Source organism: Nonomuraea sp. NPDC003709 (assembly GCF_040610775.1).
In the GTDB taxonomy this organism is placed as follows: domain Bacteria; phylum Actinomycetota; class Actinomycetes; order Streptosporangiales; family Streptosporangiaceae; genus Nonomuraea; species Nonomuraea angiospora_A.
Genome location: NZ_JBEXMW010000018.1, coordinates 1 through 14,541, shown reverse-complemented (window position 1 = coordinate 14,541; position 14,541 = coordinate 1). Strand labels below are relative to the sequence as shown.

General features: G+C 67.5%; 13 protein-coding genes. 6 read left to right on the top strand and 7 right to left on the bottom strand.

Annotated elements, in window-relative coordinates; translation table 11 throughout:
- Positions 1–6 precede the first annotated feature (6 nt).
- From ABZX61_RS42255 to ABZX61_RS42245, 3 genes are read right to left on the bottom strand one after another with little or no spacing between them, the layout of a single operon-like run.
- Complete coding sequence (locus tag ABZX61_RS42255; RefSeq protein ID WP_355202715.1) at positions 7–450, bottom strand: DUF309 domain-containing protein; 444 nt, start codon at positions 448–450, stop codon at positions 7–9.
- Complete coding sequence (locus ABZX61_RS42250) at positions 447–1,367, bottom strand: alpha/beta hydrolase (RefSeq protein WP_350732722.1); 921 nt, start codon at positions 1,365–1,367, stop codon at positions 447–449. Before ABZX61_RS42250 ends, ABZX61_RS42255 begins: the two co-directional genes overlap by 4 nt.
- Positions 1,357–1,797, bottom strand: coding sequence for a phage holin family protein (locus tag ABZX61_RS42245; protein ID WP_192789404.1), 441 nt, complete (start codon positions 1,795–1,797; stop codon positions 1,357–1,359). Before ABZX61_RS42245 ends, ABZX61_RS42250 begins: the two co-directional genes overlap by 11 nt.
- On the opposite strand from ABZX61_RS42245, the gene ABZX61_RS42240 reads away from it, so the two are divergent.
- Positions 1,796–1,927 carry a hypothetical protein gene (locus ABZX61_RS42240; protein WP_355202711.1) on the top strand — a complete coding sequence of 44 codons (132 nt, stop codon included), beginning with the start codon at positions 1,796–1,798 and terminating at the stop codon, positions 1,925–1,927. The two genes, ABZX61_RS42245 and ABZX61_RS42240, sit on opposite strands and share 2 nt — an antisense overlap.
- A gap of 174 nt (positions 1,928–2,101) precedes the next feature.
- Here ABZX61_RS42240 and acs read toward each other — a convergent pair whose 3' ends face one another.
- Positions 2,102–4,075, bottom strand: coding sequence for an acetate--CoA ligase (acs, locus tag ABZX61_RS42235; RefSeq protein ID WP_350732726.1), 1,974 nt, complete (start codon positions 4,073–4,075; stop codon positions 2,102–2,104).
- Between the two features lie 311 nt (positions 4,076–4,386).
- Here acs and ABZX61_RS42230 point away from each other — a divergent pair, with 311 nt between their 5' ends.
- The 5 genes from ABZX61_RS42230 to ABZX61_RS42210 all read left to right on the top strand — a co-directional run bounded on the left by ABZX61_RS42230 (position 4,387) and on the right by ABZX61_RS42210 (position 10,724).
- Complete coding sequence (locus ABZX61_RS42230) at positions 4,387–5,169, top strand: oxidoreductase (RefSeq protein ID WP_355202708.1); 783 nt, start codon at positions 4,387–4,389, stop codon at positions 5,167–5,169.
- Positions 5,170–6,379: 1,210 nt separating this feature from the next.
- Positions 6,380–7,420 (top strand): septum site-determining protein Ssd, encoded by a 1,041-nt coding sequence (ssd, locus tag ABZX61_RS42225; protein WP_350732730.1) that lies wholly within the window; start codon positions 6,380–6,382, stop codon positions 7,418–7,420.
- Positions 7,417–8,601, top strand: a complete 1,185-nt coding sequence (locus ABZX61_RS42220; RefSeq protein ID WP_355202705.1) for a TadA family conjugal transfer-associated ATPase — start codon at positions 7,417–7,419, stop codon at positions 8,599–8,601. Before ssd ends, ABZX61_RS42220 begins: the two co-directional genes overlap by 4 nt.
- A gap of 19 nt (positions 8,602–8,620) precedes the next feature.
- Positions 8,621–9,331: a type II secretion system F family protein gene (locus tag ABZX61_RS42215; RefSeq protein ID WP_355202702.1), complete on the top strand. Its 711-nt coding sequence runs from the start codon at positions 8,621–8,623 to the stop codon at positions 9,329–9,331.
- A gap of 598 nt (positions 9,332–9,929) precedes the next feature.
- Positions 9,930–10,724 carry a type II secretion system F family protein gene (locus tag ABZX61_RS42210; RefSeq protein WP_355202699.1) on the top strand — a complete coding sequence of 265 codons (795 nt, stop codon included), beginning with the start codon at positions 9,930–9,932 and terminating at the stop codon, positions 10,722–10,724.
- Positions 10,725–11,186: 462 nt separating this feature from the next.
- On the opposite strand, the gene ABZX61_RS42205 is transcribed toward ABZX61_RS42210, so the two are convergent.
- The 3 genes from ABZX61_RS42205 to ABZX61_RS42195 all read right to left on the bottom strand — a co-directional run bounded on the left by ABZX61_RS42205 (position 11,187) and on the right by ABZX61_RS42195 (position 13,834).
- Complete coding sequence (locus ABZX61_RS42205) at positions 11,187–11,588, bottom strand: hypothetical protein (RefSeq protein WP_355202696.1); 402 nt, start codon at positions 11,586–11,588, stop codon at positions 11,187–11,189.
- Between the two features lie 975 nt (positions 11,589–12,563).
- On the bottom strand, positions 12,564–13,211 hold the full coding sequence (locus ABZX61_RS42200; RefSeq protein ID WP_355202693.1) for a hypothetical protein: 648 nt from the start codon (positions 13,209–13,211) through the stop codon (positions 12,564–12,566).
- A 317-nt stretch (positions 13,212–13,528) separates the two neighbouring features.
- Positions 13,529–13,834 carry a hypothetical protein gene (locus tag ABZX61_RS42195; protein ID WP_355202690.1) on the bottom strand — a complete coding sequence of 102 codons (306 nt, stop codon included), beginning with the start codon at positions 13,832–13,834 and terminating at the stop codon, positions 13,529–13,531.
- Positions 13,835–14,541 lie beyond the last annotated feature (707 nt).

The following is a 14,541-nucleotide window of genomic DNA, read 5'->3' as shown; positions in this document are numbered from 1 at the left end:
CGGCCCTCAGCCGGGCAGCTTGTCCAGGATCGCGGCGACGGCCTCGTCGGGGTCGCTGTCCTGGCCGAACCCCGAGGCCGCCTTGCCGACCGCGTCGTACGCGCCGCCGTACCCCTGGACCCTGGCGGCGCCACGGCCGAAGAGGGTCAGCGCCCCGCGCCCGTTGCCGCGCTGCAGGTGCGTCAGCCCGACACAGATCTGCGCGAGGCCCTGCCACAGCTCGCGCTCGTCCTCCGGCGCGCATTTCCAGCGGCCCTCGAACACCTCGTGCGCGTTGAACGGCAGGCCCTCGCCGAGGAAGCCGCGGGCGTCGGCCAGGGCCTGTTCGGTGGTGGGGGCGTAGTCGTCGGGGACCCGGGGCACGCCGGGTTCGCCGTAGGGGAGCGGCCTGCCGTACGCGTCGCGCGGCCTGGCGTTACGGGGCCTGCCCTCGGGATCGCGGTCTCTCATCGGTCGGGCTCCGGATCGGCCAGCCAGCCGAGCAACTCGGTGTCGAACACGTCGGGGATCTCCTCATGGGGGAAGTGGCCGGCTCCTTCGAGCAGCCGCCACCGGTACGGGGCCGCCACGTAGCGGCCCGAGCCGTGCGCCGTACGCGGCAGGGCACGCGGGTCGAGCGCCCCGTGCAGGTGGAGCGTGGGGGCCTCGACCGCGGTGCGCATGGCCCTGGCGTAGCGGCGGCCGTCCGGGCGCAGCTGGGAGCGGCCGAACCAGCGGTGGTACTCCAGCGCGCAGTGTGCCACGGCGGGGATGCGGAACGCCTCTCGGTACGTACGCGCGGTCTCGGGATCGGGCCAGCCGGGCCGCGACCAGTCGTCCAGCAACCGGCCGACCAGGGCCCCTTCGCGGCGCCTGAGCCGGTGCTCGGGCAGCAGCGGCAGCTGGTGGCCCAGTGACTGCCGGCTGGCCTTGAGCTGGCCGAACGGGTCGCCCAGCAGCGCCTTGCGCAGGCGCAGGGGATGCGGGGCGGACACGGCGACCAGCCGGTGCACGCACTTGGGATCGAGCACAGCCATCGTCCAGGCCAGCAGCCCGCCCCAGTCGTGCCCCACCACGATCGCGCCGGTCTCGCCCAGCGCTCTGATCAGGCCGGTCGCGTCGGCGGCCAGCGTGGGCAGGTCGTAGCCGCGCGGCGGCTTGTCGCTGCCGCCGTAGCCGCGCAGATCGGCCGCGACGGCCCGGTAACCCGCCTTCGGCAGCGAGACGAGCTGGTTGCGCCACGTCCACCAGAACTGCGGGAACCCGTGCAGCAGCAGCACCAGCGGCCCCTCGCCCGCCTCGACGACGTGGAAGCGGGTGCCGCCCGCGTGGACCGCGCGGTGCGTCCAGGGTCCCTCGATCTGTACGACCGACTCGTCAGGTGCCATCACGTGTCACCGGCTCACGATCCGGACGAACCGCCGGCAGCGTCTCGTCCTCGGGCGTGGCGATCTCCTTGAGCCCCTTGATCGACCTGGCGGTGCGCTTCATCCCGGCCAGTCCCTTGAGCCGCCTGACCCCGATGAACACCAGCAGACCCGCCACCACCAGGTAGAACACCGTCACGATGAGGAAGGCCAGCCAGTTGGGCAGCCACTGCGCCAGCACGAACGCGATCGTGAACGAGGCGAGGATCAGGCACAGGTGCGCCATGAAGGCGGCGGCGGCGAACAGGCCGCCCGCCGTGCCGACCCGCTTGGCGTCGAACCTGAACTCGGCCTTGGCCAGCTCGATCTCCGAGCGGACCAGGTCCGAGATCTGACTGCTCGCCTGGGCGACCAGCGAGCCCAGGGATTCTTCCTCGGGAGTCTGCGGCATGAACGTCTCCTATCGAGGCCTGGTGGCCGTGTCAAACATCATCCAGCGCGATGCGACGCTCGCGTACCGTGTGAAGCGGTACCGCCGCCAGGAGCCCTTCCGACAGTTTCGCCAGGCCGAGCCGCGCTGACAGCCAGGCGCCCCGAACACGCCGAAACTTGTCGAGCGCGAGTCCCGCTATCACTCCCAGAACTACCCGATCGAACAAGATAGCGCCCGCGCCGGGTACTCCGGGCTTCGCCCCAGGCTCTCAAGAGCCAGGCGCATGTCCCCATATTTCGGGACATGCGCCTGGGATGTGGGATCAGTCCTCGGACTTGGCGGACGGGAGCTTCTCCGAGATCAGGTTCATCACCGTGCTGTCGGCCAGCGTGGTGACGTCGCCGACGCTGCGGTTCTCAGCGACGTCGCGCAGGAGGCGGCGCATGATCTTTCCGGAGCGGGTCTTGGGCAGCTCCGGCACGACCAGGATCTGGCGCGGCTTGGCGATCGGGCCCAGGGTCTTGGCCACGTGGTTGCGCAGGTCGGCGGCGATGTCGTCGCTCTCCTCCGCCGAGCCGCGCAGGATCACGAACGACACGATCGCCTGGCCGGTGACCGGGTCGGTCGCGCCGACCACCGCCGCCTCGGCCACCTTCGGGTGGCTGACCAGCGCGCTCTCCACCTCCGTGGTGGAGATGTTGTGGCCGGAGACGAGCATGACGTCGTCCACGCGGCCGAGCAGCCACAGGTCGCCGTCGTCGTCCTTCTTGGCGCCGTCGCCGGGGAAGTACATCCCGTCGAACCTGCTCCAGTACGTGTCGATGTAGCGCTGGTCGTCGCCCCAGATCGTGCGGAGCATCGACGGCCACGGCTCGCGTACGACGAGGAAGCCGCCGCCCCCATCGGGGACGCTGTTGCCCTGGTCGTCCACCACGTCGGCGGCGATGCCGGGCAGCGGGCGCATCGCGGCGCCCGGCTTGCCGGCGGTGACGCCGGGCAGCGGGCTGATCATGATGGCGCCGGTCTCCGTCTGCCACCAGGTGTCGACCACGGGGCAGCGGTCGTGGCCGATGTGCTCGCGGTACCAGACGTACGCCTCGGGGTTGATCGGCTCGCCCACGGAGCCCAGGATGCGCAGGCTGGACATGTCGAACTTCGCGGGGATGTCGTCGCCCCACTTCATGAACGTCCGGATCGCGGTGGGCGCCGTGTAGAGGATCGTGATCTTGTACTTCTGCACGATCTCCCAGAACCGCCCGCGGTGCGGGGTGTCGGGGGTGCCCTCGTAGATGACGCTGGTGGCGCCGTTGGCGAGGGGGCCGTACACGATGTAGGAGTGGCCGGTCACCCACCCGATGTCGGCCGTGCACCAGTAGATGTCGGTGTCGGGCTTGAGGTCGAAGACCGCGTGGTGCGTCCAGGCGGTCTGGGTGAGGTAGCCGCCGGTGGTGTGCAGGATGCCCTTGGGCCTGCCGGTGGTGCCGCTGGTGTAGAGGATGTACAGCGGGTCCTCGGCGTCGTGGGGCTCGGCGGTGTGCTGGTCGCTCTGCCGGTCGACCAGGTCGTGCCACCAGACGTCCTTCTCGCCGAAGGCGACGTCCTGGCCGGTACGGCGTACGACGAGGACGTTCTCGACCTGCGGGCACTCGGCGACGGCCTCGTCCACCGTGGGCTTGAGCGCCGACGGGTTGCCCCTGCGGTAGCCGCCGTCGGCGGTGATGACGAGCTTGGCGTCGGCGTCGTCGATCCGGCTCTTCAGCGCCGTGGCCGAGAAGCCGCCGAACACCACGGAGTGGATCGCCCCGATGCGGGCGCAGGCCAGCATCGCGATCGGCAGCTCGGGGATCATCGGCATGTAGACGGCCACCCGGTCGCCCTTGCCGACGCCCAGCTCCTGGAGGGCGTTGGCGGCCTTGCTGACCTCGCGCTGGAGGTCGCTGTAGGTCAGGGTACGGGTGTCGCCCTCGGGCTCACCCTCCCAGTAGTAGGCGACCTTGTCGCCGCGGCCCTCCTCGACGTGGCGGTCGACGCAGTTGTAGGCCACGTTGAGCTCGCCGCCGACGAACCACTTGGCGAAGGGGGCGTTCCACTCGAGGGTCGTCTCCCACCGTTTGGCCCACGCCAGCCTCTCGGCCGCACGCTCCCAGAAGGCGAGACGGTCGGCGGCGGCCTCGTCATATGCGGCGGCGGTCACGTTCGCGGCCGCCGCCAGGTCAGCCGGCGGTGCGAACCGGCGGTTCTCCTGTAGCAGGTTCGACAGCGCCTGGGTCTCGTTGCCGGGGGTCTCCGGGGCCACCTCGTGCTCCTTCTATGGCCAGATTGGATAGGTCGTGTCCCACTTCACCAGCTCACGGCCTCCACACACAAGAGGTCTAGACAGGTCTGTACCGAGGGGTCCCCGCTTATCAGGTCGCATGACAACCGCTATTGAAACGTTGTCATCTTGAAATCTGGCGGGGACCCATAAAGGGCTCCGCATATTCGGCGCCCGGTGATTTCTCAACCCACGGTCACCTTTTGAGCGCGCCCTGCCTCCCCTCGAGGCGCTGGTACGGTCGTCACCCGGTGGAGCGAGAGCGGTCGTACCCGCCGGTAAGGTCGGTTTCCGTGAGTGACCCACTGGCTGTCATCGCGGAGTTCCCCGGCGTCCCCGAGGCGGTCGACGCCGCCAGGGAGGCCGTCGACCGGCTGTACCGCCACCGTGTCCTGCGCCGGGCCAGCCCGGCCGTCTCGACGGAGTCGTCCCTGCGCGGTGCCCGGGCCTCGGCGTCCCTGGAAGGCGTGGACGTGTCCCTCGACGCCCTGCGCCGGGACGAGGTCCACGACCCGCTGGTCCAGGGAGCCCTGCGGGCGTCTGCGGAGCTGGGCCGTCTGGGCTCGTTGTGGCGGACGGCACCGAGGCAGGTGCTGGCCCGCCTGCACACGGTGGCGGCCGCCGGCCTGGCGCCGCAGTCCGCCCTGGGCCGTCCGCGGGCGGTGGACGAGGCGCCGGACCCGCTGGGGCTGGGGCCCGCGCCGGGCGCTTCGGAGACGGCGACGCGCATGGAGGGGCTGCTCGGGCTGCTCGAACGGCCCACGAAGGCGCCCGCGATCGTGCTGGCCGCCGTCATGCACGCCGAGCTGGCCGTACTGCGTCCCTTCGGCGCGGCGGACGGGATCGTGGCGCGCGCGGCCGAGCGCCTGACCCTGGTCGAGTACGGCCTGGATCCGAAGTCCCTCGTGGCCGTGGAGGTGGGGCACCTGGAGCACGCCTCGTACGCCGGGGGCCTGAGTGCGTACCTGAGCGGGACCCCGGAGGGCGTCGCCCAGTGGGTACAACAGTGTGCCTCCGCAGTAAGTCTCGGGGTGCGCGAAGCGACCGCCATCTGCGAGGCGATGCAACGAGGCTGAGGTCGCGGCGGCGGAAGCGCAGGTGGGAGCGTTGGGCCGGGCCGCCGACATAGCTGACGGCGTCTCAGTCAAGAGACGCCGTCTGCTGGCGCATCACACCGGGTTACCAAGCGTGCACCTCTATTCGTCGGAGCGGGTCAAGCCCGTCACGACGCGCCTCCCGCGGCTGGTCGCGCGTGGGTACCCGGCTGATGCACCCGGACAAGAGGTCCGTGACACCTTTCTACGTCGGATCCGCCCTGATGGGAAGCCCTCGGACCAAGACCTTTACCCGCCTATGAGCGGGGCCCCGGCATACGTCGCCATCGCCACCCTCCGTGATCTGGTTACCAACCTGTGATGATTACAGAGAGTAACCGTCTTTATGTGATCGTTATGGCGCAGACAAAAAACTTGGCGAAAATGCGAGATTGCTCCTCGACGAAACTCGAGTCCATCGGGCAGCATACGGGGGTATCGCCCGAAACTGGAGCAACCGTGCACGGGGACCTTTGCCAGTCCCTTGCCAGGCTCTGGTGAAGTGATGAAAGCTTTCTTCTGAAACGGGACCGGCTCTACCCCCCCGGAGCCGGACCGATCAGGCGACCCCCGCTCTCCCCCCCGGCGGGGGTCGCCCCTTTTCCACCCCAAGTCCATACACCACGCCCTCCACACCGCCACTCGCCCTCCCACGGCCCCGGCGCCTTCCCACGGCCTGCCTCTCACCGAGCGTCGCCACCACCGCGCTCCCTCCCACGGCGTCTCACTCGCCAAGCGCACTTCGCTACGGGCCTTCGCCAGCGCCTCCCACCGAGCGCTCTCCGACACGGCGCCCTCTCACGGCGTACCTCACCGTGCCCCCGCCAGTGCGCCTTCCCACGGATCGCCGCTGACTGAGCGACCCCGCACGCCTCGCACATCCCCCTACGGCGCGTCCCCACCACTGCGCCCTTCTACGAGGCGCTTCTACCAATCGCACCCTCCACCGCGCCCTCTTGCGGATGCCGCTAACCGAGCGCCTCCCGCACACCCCGCACCCTCCTGCGGACACCTCCCACCGCCTTCGCGACAGCAGCACCACAATCCCCACCGACGCCTCCAGGCCAGGCCACTTATCCACAGGCCCACCACAACCCCCACCCAACAATCCCCAGAACCCCGTTCACCCTCTCCCCACCCCACCCACCTCCAGCAAGGTGAGCCTCCCGACACCACCCCCGGAGAGGCCGACATGCACCGCCCCCTGGTCATCACCGAAGACCACGCCCTGCTCGACGACCTGGTCCGCATAGCCGCCGCAGCAGGCGCCCAACTCGACGTGGCCCACGTCCCCGCCCACGCCCGCCCGTTCTGGAACCTTGCCCCGCTGATAGCAGTAGGCGCCGACCAAGCAGACGCCGTGGCCGCGAGCTCACCCCCCACCCGAGACCAGGTAGTCCTCGTGACCCGGGCCCCCGACGACCCGGACACCTGGCGAAAATGCGTGGCCGTGGGCGCCCAGGCCGTCGTGACCCTCCCCACCGACGAGCGCCACCTGGTGGAGCGGCTGGCGGACGCCATGGAGCCCGACCCCCGTTCAGGATCCGTGATCTGCGTGATCGGCGGCCGAGGCGGGGCAGGCGCGAGCGTGCTGTCGGCGTGCCTGTCCCTGCGCGCCTCGGGAGACCACCTCCGGACCTTGCTGGTGGACGCCGACCCGCTGGGCGGCGGCATAGACGCCTTGTTGGGCCACGAGGAGGCATCGGGCGCCCGCTGGGGAGACCTGGTCGCCAGAGAGGGCCGGATCAACTCCAGCGCACTTCAGGCCGCGCTGCCGTCGTTCGGCGACCTGGCGGTCCTCTCCTTCCACAGAGGGGAGGTGGCGGCCATCCCCGCCCAAGCCATGCGCTCCGTCCTCGAGGCAGGCCAGCGAGGCTTCGACCTGATAGTCGTCGACCTCCCCCGCCACCTCGACCCAGCCACGATCGAGGCCCTCACCAGGGCGAAGACCACGCTGATGGTCGCCACGGCCGACGTACGCGGCATCCTCTCGGCCGTACAGGTGCTGGGCGAGACCCGCAAGCACACCTCGGACATCCGCGCGATCCTCCGCCCAGGCGTGGTGGACGACGACATGGCCGCGGGCGCCCTGGGTATCCCGTCCGCCGGCACCCTGCCCGACCAGCCGAGACTCACCGCCACTCTCAACCGGGGCGAGCTGCCCAAGCTGGGCCCCCGCACCGTGATGGGCGCCCTGTGCAGCACACTCCTACAAGATCTCCTCCCGACATGAGCACCCCGAAATCGCCCACACCCGCAGGGGCGGTGTCCCAGGAACTGGTCGAAGCAGTCCGCGTACGCCTGGCGAGAGCGGGCGTGGAACCCAGCGCCGCCCAGGTGGCAGTGGCCCTGCGAGCCGAGAAATCCGTGTACGGCGACGCGGAGATCCTCGCGGTGGCCAGGGCACTCTGCGCCGACCTCATCGGTGCCGGCCCTCTGGAGCCGCTCCTGGCCCGGCCAGACGTAACAGACGTCCTGGTCAACGGCCCGCGCGAGGTGTGGATAGACGATGGCGGCGGCCTACGCCGTACCTCTGTGACCTTCGCGGACGACGGGGCCGTACGCCGGCTGGCCCAGCGCCTGGCGTCCGTCGCGGGCAGGAGACTCGACGACGCCTCCCCGTACGTGGACGCCAGACTCGCCGGCGGCGTCCGCCTCCACGCCGTGCTTCCGCCGGTGGCGTCCGGTGGCACCTGCGTCTCGCTACGCCTTCCGCCACGCCGTACGTTCACCCTGGACGACCTGGTGTCGGCGAGCACGATCACCCCATCCGCCATCCCGGTGCTGACCGCCATGGTGACCGCCAGGCTGGCGTTCCTGGTGACGGGCGGCACAGGCACCGGCAAAACGACACTCCTGTCCGCCCTGCTCTCGCTCGCCGACCCGGCAGAACGCCTGCTCCTGGTAGAGGACTCAGCCGAGCTCCGCCCCCTCCACCCCCACATCGTCCGCCTGGAAACCCGCCCGGCGAACCTGGAGGGCGCAGGCGGTGTGAGCCTGCGCGACCTGGTACGCCAAGCGCTGCGCATGCGCCCGGACCGCTTGGTGGTCGGGGAGGTCAGGGGCAGCGAGGTGGTGGATCTGCTGGCCGCCCTCAACACAGGCCACGAAGGCGGCTGCGGCACCCTTCACGCCAACACCGCCGCCGACGTCCCCCCTCGCCTGGAAGCACTGGGCTGCGCAGCGGGTCTGACCAGGGAAGCCGTACACAGCCAACTGGCCGCGGCGCTCGACGCGGTCATCCACCTGATCCGCGGCCGCCCGGACGGCCGACGCCGCATAGCCGAGATCTGCCTGCTATCCCGAACGTCAGCCGGCTTCGTCGAGTCGATCCCGGCCCTGACCTTCGACGCGAAGGGCAACTCCCAACCCGGCCCCGCCTACGACGCCCTCTCCCAAAGAGCCCAGCCATGATTCCCACCACCAAGGCCACATGATGACCGGCGCCCTCATAACGGCACTGTCCACAGCCTGCGCAGTGTGGCTGTGGACGGCCCCGGACACCCCCACCACCCGCCTGACCAGGCTCGTCACAGGCAGGGACAAACCCCGCTGGACATCCCTGACCACCCGCCTCACCCGCCCTACCCCCGCCCGCCGCGCGCAGCTCTGGCGACACGCATCAATCGAGCTGTGCCAGTCCCTGTCAGCAGAGCTGTCGGCCGGCCGCACGCCAGGAGAGGCACTGACCAGGGCAATCGCCTCAGTGGACTTCCCAGCCGCAGAAACCCTGCGCCCGGTCATCGCCGCGGCAAGAGACGGCGGCGACGTCTCCGCGGCCCTCACCTCATCGGCCCCGCAGCAGGGCGGGGAGGGCCTCCGCCAACTGGCGGCCTGCTGGGAAGTAGGCGTCACGGTAGGCGCGGGCCTGGCCGCACTGGTCGAGCGAGTCGCGAGCACGCTGCGTGCGGCCCAAACTCACCGCCAGGACGTCGCCGCCCAACTCGCGGGCCCCCGCACCACAGCCCGCCTCCTGGCCGTACTCCCAGCCCTCGGCCTCCTCATGGCCGCCGCCCTCAACATGCACCCTCTGGACTTCCTCCTGGGCAGCTTCCCCGGCCTCATGTGCCTGATAGCAGGCATCGCCCTCGACGCTTGTGGCCTGTGGTGGACCAACCACATGGCAACCCAAGCGCAAACCTAACCAACACCCCAATCACAGCCCCAAGCCCAAGCGAGCAACCCAAGCACAGGCCGAACAGCCACCCACCGGTATAGCACCGCCACCTACACGAAGCAGGCCCCACGGCATCGCCAATCACACAGCACCATCACCCATTCAGAACCGCCCACACGCTGGGAAGCCCCCGCCCACTCGCAACCAACCACTCACCTTCCTCCCCCAGCTGGAAAGGCCCCAGCAGAACCCACCGCCCACCAATCCCCATCCACCATTCCCACCACCGCCCAGCCCCGACTACTGCCAGTCCCGGCCACCGGCCCAGCGGCTACGTCCATCAGGCCCAGCTGTCCACCAAGCGCCCTACACCCAGGCCACTCATGAGGCCTGACCACCGCCCAGGCCTGACGACCGGCCAGGCCTGACGACCGGCCCGGCCTGACGACCGGCCAGGCCCAGTCACCAAGAGCCCCACCCACCAGGCCACTCATCAGGTCCGCCATCGCCCAGGCCTGGCCACTCACCAGGCCTGGGCCCCACCAAGCGCGCCACCCACCAAGGTGGTCACGGTGGTCACGGTGGTCACTCACCAAGCCCCACCGAACCGATCGGACCCCGCCCAATGCTCGAATGGCTCTCCGCCTTGCTCGCCGGCCTAGCCATATGGCTGTGGGCCTCTCCCCGAACCCCAACAGAACGCCTCTCCCGACTACGCCCGCCAGCCAAGCCCAAGCCCCACCCTCAAGGGCCACATCCAAACCAGCAAACGCAAGCTCGCACTGACGAGCCACTCTGGCAAGATCCCCCTCCAGCCGGCATCACCCGCAAGACAATCACCATCGCCACCTGCACCGGCCTGTTCATCGCACTCCTGATCGGCGGCATCCCCGGAACCATCGCCGGCCTCCTGATCACCCCAGCCGCCGCAGCCTTCCTCCACAAGAGACAACCCCAGCAGACCCACCACGACCGCCGCCGAATCGCGGCCGACCTCCCATTCGCCGCCGACTTGATGACCGCATGCCTGCTCGCCGGCCGCCCGGCGAGCGACGCCACTGAAATCGCCGCCAACGCGATCGGCGGGCCTCTCAGCCAGCGGCTGAAATGGGTCAGTACCCAACTACGCCTGGGCGCCGATCCTGACCCCACCTGGGCCACGCTCGCCAAGGACCCGGCCACGGCCCAACTCTCCCGAGCCATGAGCCGAGCGGCTCAAAGCGGCGCACCGGTAGCGGACGTGCTCACCCGCCTGGCCGACGACGCCCGCGAAGCCGCCAGAGCCGATTCCGTCGCCTCAGCCAGAAGCGTCGGCGTAAAAGCAGTAGCCCCGCTCGGCCTCTGCTTCCTCCCGGCATTCGTCCTGCTGGGAATCATCCCCGTAATAGCCGGCCTGGCCTCCACAATCATCATCCCCTGAAGCTCCTACATTGCCAGAGCAAGCTGATCAAGAAGAGCTGACGAATCACCCCGTCAACCCCGGACTCGCGAAAATCAACCCTCAACATCAAGTCCGCTCAGCACACCGGAAGAAGGCCACACAACCCCACCCCTCTTCCGAGTTCCCCGGACCACGGGGTCGCTGATCACCAATGAGGGGTAACACCTGCGGCCCAGCACCGAGCCTCGTGATCGAGGAACACAAGGTCATCCAGACAAACGACCATGCCAGGCCGCCTCCACATCACCCACCAGCATGGAGTCCTCGCCAACGCAGCGACCGCCGAAGAATCCTTCCCGGCGGGCCCGCCGTCGAATGGGCAGCCAACCAAACGCAACCACCCCTATATCGGGTACGGCCTGAGCTTTCGGTGTAGACCGGAGAGATCAGGCCGATCCGCATGCAGGTTCGGCCAGCGATTGAGCCTGAGTCGTCAATCGATCACTGCGCTCGATCGTGAGTGGGGTCTTTGCAGCATCGTGGTCGGTGGGATGTGACGTGCTCATTCATATGCCGTCGTAGAGCCGCCATCTCGTCGCTCTCGCTGCCAAGAGCGGCGAGGTCTTGTCTTATCACGATCTGGACGTTGCTGATCTCGGCCTTCAACTGAGCCATGCTGGTCGCGGTGCCGTCGTTGCTGTGGCACTGGCCCGCTTTGAGCGTGCGGAGGTGCAACAACAACTCGAGGATCTGTGCCTCTAGGTCCATGAATTCCTGCCTTTGTGTCAGCTCAGACGGATTGTAGGGTCTGGTGACGGGCCGGATTTGGCTGTATGAGCATACGATGACAGAAAGCCCACGCCCACGACAGCCATCGCCTGTAGCAAAGGTGGAGTTCTTCATGCGCAAGCTGCTGTTGTTTCTCCCGCAGGAGATAATCGGACACCGTAGGTGCGGACGTAAATAGGCCCATGACCGGCCAAAGCGGAGAGAAGTGACGAACTCCTAGCCTGGCGGCGCATCGAAGATCCACAACAAGAAGGGTCTGCTTCGGATACGTCAAGGAGCAAGAGACCCATCCGCCGAAGACCTCGCCGACACCTTGAAGACCGGTGTTCGCGGAGAACTCACTGGCACATTGTCGATGGCGAGGCCAGGCGGATCTGACTGACGCGCAGGGCCAGTGCCGGAGGGCGGCCACCCGCCCACGGATCAACATAGGTCATCTGTGGACGCTGGAAAGAGAGCGTTGCGGCCCTGATCAGGGGGTTGTTGGCTGTCTGGCCTGGGAAAAGGCGGGAAGGGCGAAATCAGGGCGTCCCACGGAGTCTCACGGATGCTCACTGTCGCTGACTATTCGCGGGCCATACACGGGCCAAGCTATTCGGGTGGTGTGCAGGGGTTTTCCCGGCGACAAGGGCCCTCCTCCTAGCCTTCCCCCCTGGCCATGACATGGTTGGCTGAGCCCTGGGTGATGGCTGACGGGAAGGCGGTCCCACTGCACCCACTTGCTACTCGCGCTAAGCGATCACGGCCATCCCGGAGTCGGAGCCCCCGCCGGGGGCGGGTCCTAATGGTCTGCATGGGGCTATGACGAGTCCAGTGGGCCAGAGGCACGCAGTGCGGCGGCCAGCCCGAGGGGGTTTCCAAAAACGCTTTCAAGTTTGCGTTTGTGGGCTTATTGCTCCAGTGACACTTCGCGATCATGGTAGGGACTGCGCTGATACTGTAGTGGCTGTGCCGTGCTATTTGATGGTCGCGGTACCAGTGTGACCCGCATAGGACGCTGGTGATCCTGTCACTGGAGTACTAAGCTGCTCAACCGATACCGCTATCTGTTACGCGGTCATTGCGAGCAGGTCCGAAGCTGTCCGAGGCTCACGTCAGCACAGGTTGCACATCGACTTTGTAGGTGATGTGGTAGGTCCACTGACGGCTCGCGAATTCCCCTCTTTCTTTATCGTGCTTCCAACTCTGATCTGCGAGCGTCCACATATATTCGTTGTCCCCATCCGGCCAGTCGGCTACGTTCACTCTCTTTTGCACTGTCCCAAAGATGGTGTCACCCTCACCGAGAGTCGGCCGAATGGCCAGCGCCGGTGACGTGGCGGCAAGAATAGCCCCGGCAACCGCGCCGTTGGCGACGGAGGGCAGGGATTCGACCGCAGTTTCGATGTGTGCAGTAAGCGTAGAAGCCAACGACCGCAGCTTGTCTTCGTCACCAAAGTCGGTGGTGTACGTGCGGAATTGGAGGCCAAATTCGACGAAGTCATCGACATATACGTTGTCGTCGAATATTATACAATCTCCACCTTCGAAACGGCCAGAACCCGCAGTGTCACGACCGACGTCGTCAAGCGTGACCGGATAGGTCAGAAGTGCCTTACGCTTGGAGCCGGACCGGGGGCCGGTGGCCGCTCCGCCCGCGACGTAGAACGCGCTGCCATAGTCGTAATCGGTGTCCTCGGTGGCCACGTATTCCAGCGTGATGGTGACACGTTTCTGCCTGTCGTTCGACTCTGCCATGAGTTTCTCCTATCAGGAAATCGTCTGAAGCGCGTCCACGGTCGGCATCCAGTAGCCCATCTGGCGTTGGACCGTGCCAGACAGGCCTGACGATGCCGATGAAGCCAACCCCCAGGCTCCGCGAACGGCAAGAGCCGTTCTCTCGTATGCCCAAGGGCTTACGTGATCGTGCCCAGTCCGATCGAGGATTGCAAGGAGTGCCCAATGGATGCCCCAGCGACTCTCTTTGATGAAGGTGCAACCCCACAAGAAGAAGGGCCGCGCTGCCGCTACCAGCGCAGATCCGAGCGGTGATCGCGAAGTGTCTCTTGAGTAACTTAGAGGGTGACGCCGACGCGCCGGGCGAGTCCTCGTAAGCCGGAGAGCTTGCTGTGAGGATCCCGGCGAAGCAGCTCAGTGATGACCTGACGGGTACCGGTGCGCCTTACTTCGGAGGGCGCTATCTTCTCGGCGATGAGCAAGGCCCGGATAGCGCGGTCGGTCTTGGCCCAGAGTGCGTATGCCTCGGCTATGCCGGTGTAGTAGCTGCCTCGTCGCTCTAGCGTCGGGATTTGGTTGGGGATGACTGCCTTGGCGTGTTCGATGGCTGTGCCTGCGTCTCCCAGCACGATGGAGACGCCCATCTTGTAGATGGGTACGTGTGTCCATAGCCCAGAGTGAGATTCGGGGCGTGATGGGCGGCCTCGTGAGCTTCGGTGAGCAGGTTGAGCGCTGAGTGTTGGTCCTCAAGGCGAGCGGCGGCAATAGCGCCGGTAGAGAGCAGAGCACTGTAGGCCCCCCACGCGTGAGGTGTTGCTTCGGCGAGCTGGGGCCGGAGGGATTCTGCGGCTGAGATAGCGACGTCGCGAGCCTTGCGATACTCGGCGGCGCAATAGAAACAGGCTGATCAGATCGCGCCGGCATTCCCCTATGGCTTGGAAATCGGAACTTGCTTGCGCGACTTCGACGCCTTTGTGGGCGGAGATCCACGCGTAGGCGGAGCACTGAGCTTGATCAGGGTGCGCGTGGTGAGGTGGTAGATGCGTGCGGCGGTGGCCATTTCGACAGGGGTTGAGGCGGTTGAGGCAACGGGGAGGAGCGCGGCGAGTTCGTCTGCCAGTGGTAGGTAGCGAGCAGCGGCGAAGTCGCGCTGAGCACGAGTGAGGGAGCGGGCAAGCGATGCTACGGGGGTAGCTGCCTGAGAAGTTGGCGCAGTCGGGATAAGAGCATCCCGAAGCCGTGCGGCGGCGGCTGTACTAGGGCCTGTTTCAGAAGTGGATCATCTGGGTCCACTTCCGAGATGATCTTTGCGTGGGTCGGGGAGATTTGACCGCGGCGCAGTGGGCGATGC

Bases quoted from the DNA above. Each gene is read 5' to 3' on its own strand.
- ABZX61_RS42255 (WP_355202715.1), bottom strand. From the start codon at position 450: ATGAGAGACCGCGATCCCGAGGGCAGGCCCCGTAACGCCAGGCCGCGC.
- ABZX61_RS42250 (WP_350732722.1), bottom strand. From the start codon at position 1,367: ATGGCACCTGACGAGTCGGTCGTACAGATCGAGGGACCCTGGACGCAC.
- ABZX61_RS42240 (WP_355202711.1), top strand. From the start codon at position 1,796: ATGAACGTCTCCTATCGAGGCCTGGTGGCCGTGTCAAACATCATCCAG.
- ABZX61_RS42245 (WP_192789404.1), bottom strand. From the start codon at position 1,797: ATGCCGCAGACTCCCGAGGAAGAATCCCTGGGCTCGCTGGTCGCCCAG.
- ssd (WP_350732730.1), top strand. From the start codon at position 6,380: ATGCACCGCCCCCTGGTCATCACCGAAGACCACGCCCTGCTCGACGAC.
- ABZX61_RS42220 (WP_355202705.1), top strand. From the start codon at position 7,417: ATGAGCACCCCGAAATCGCCCACACCCGCAGGGGCGGTGTCCCAGGAA.
- ABZX61_RS42215 (WP_355202702.1), top strand. From the start codon at position 8,621: ATGATGACCGGCGCCCTCATAACGGCACTGTCCACAGCCTGCGCAGTG.
- ABZX61_RS42210 (WP_355202699.1), top strand. From the start codon at position 9,930: ATGCTCGAATGGCTCTCCGCCTTGCTCGCCGGCCTAGCCATATGGCTG.
- ABZX61_RS42205 (WP_355202696.1), bottom strand. From the start codon at position 11,588: ATGAAGAACTCCACCTTTGCTACAGGCGATGGCTGTCGTGGGCGTGGG.
- ABZX61_RS42200 (WP_355202693.1), bottom strand. From the start codon at position 13,211: ATGGCAGAGTCGAACGACAGGCAGAAACGTGTCACCATCACGCTGGAA.
- ABZX61_RS42195 (WP_355202690.1), bottom strand. From the start codon at position 13,834: ATGGGCGTCTCCATCGTGCTGGGAGACGCAGGCACAGCCATCGAACAC.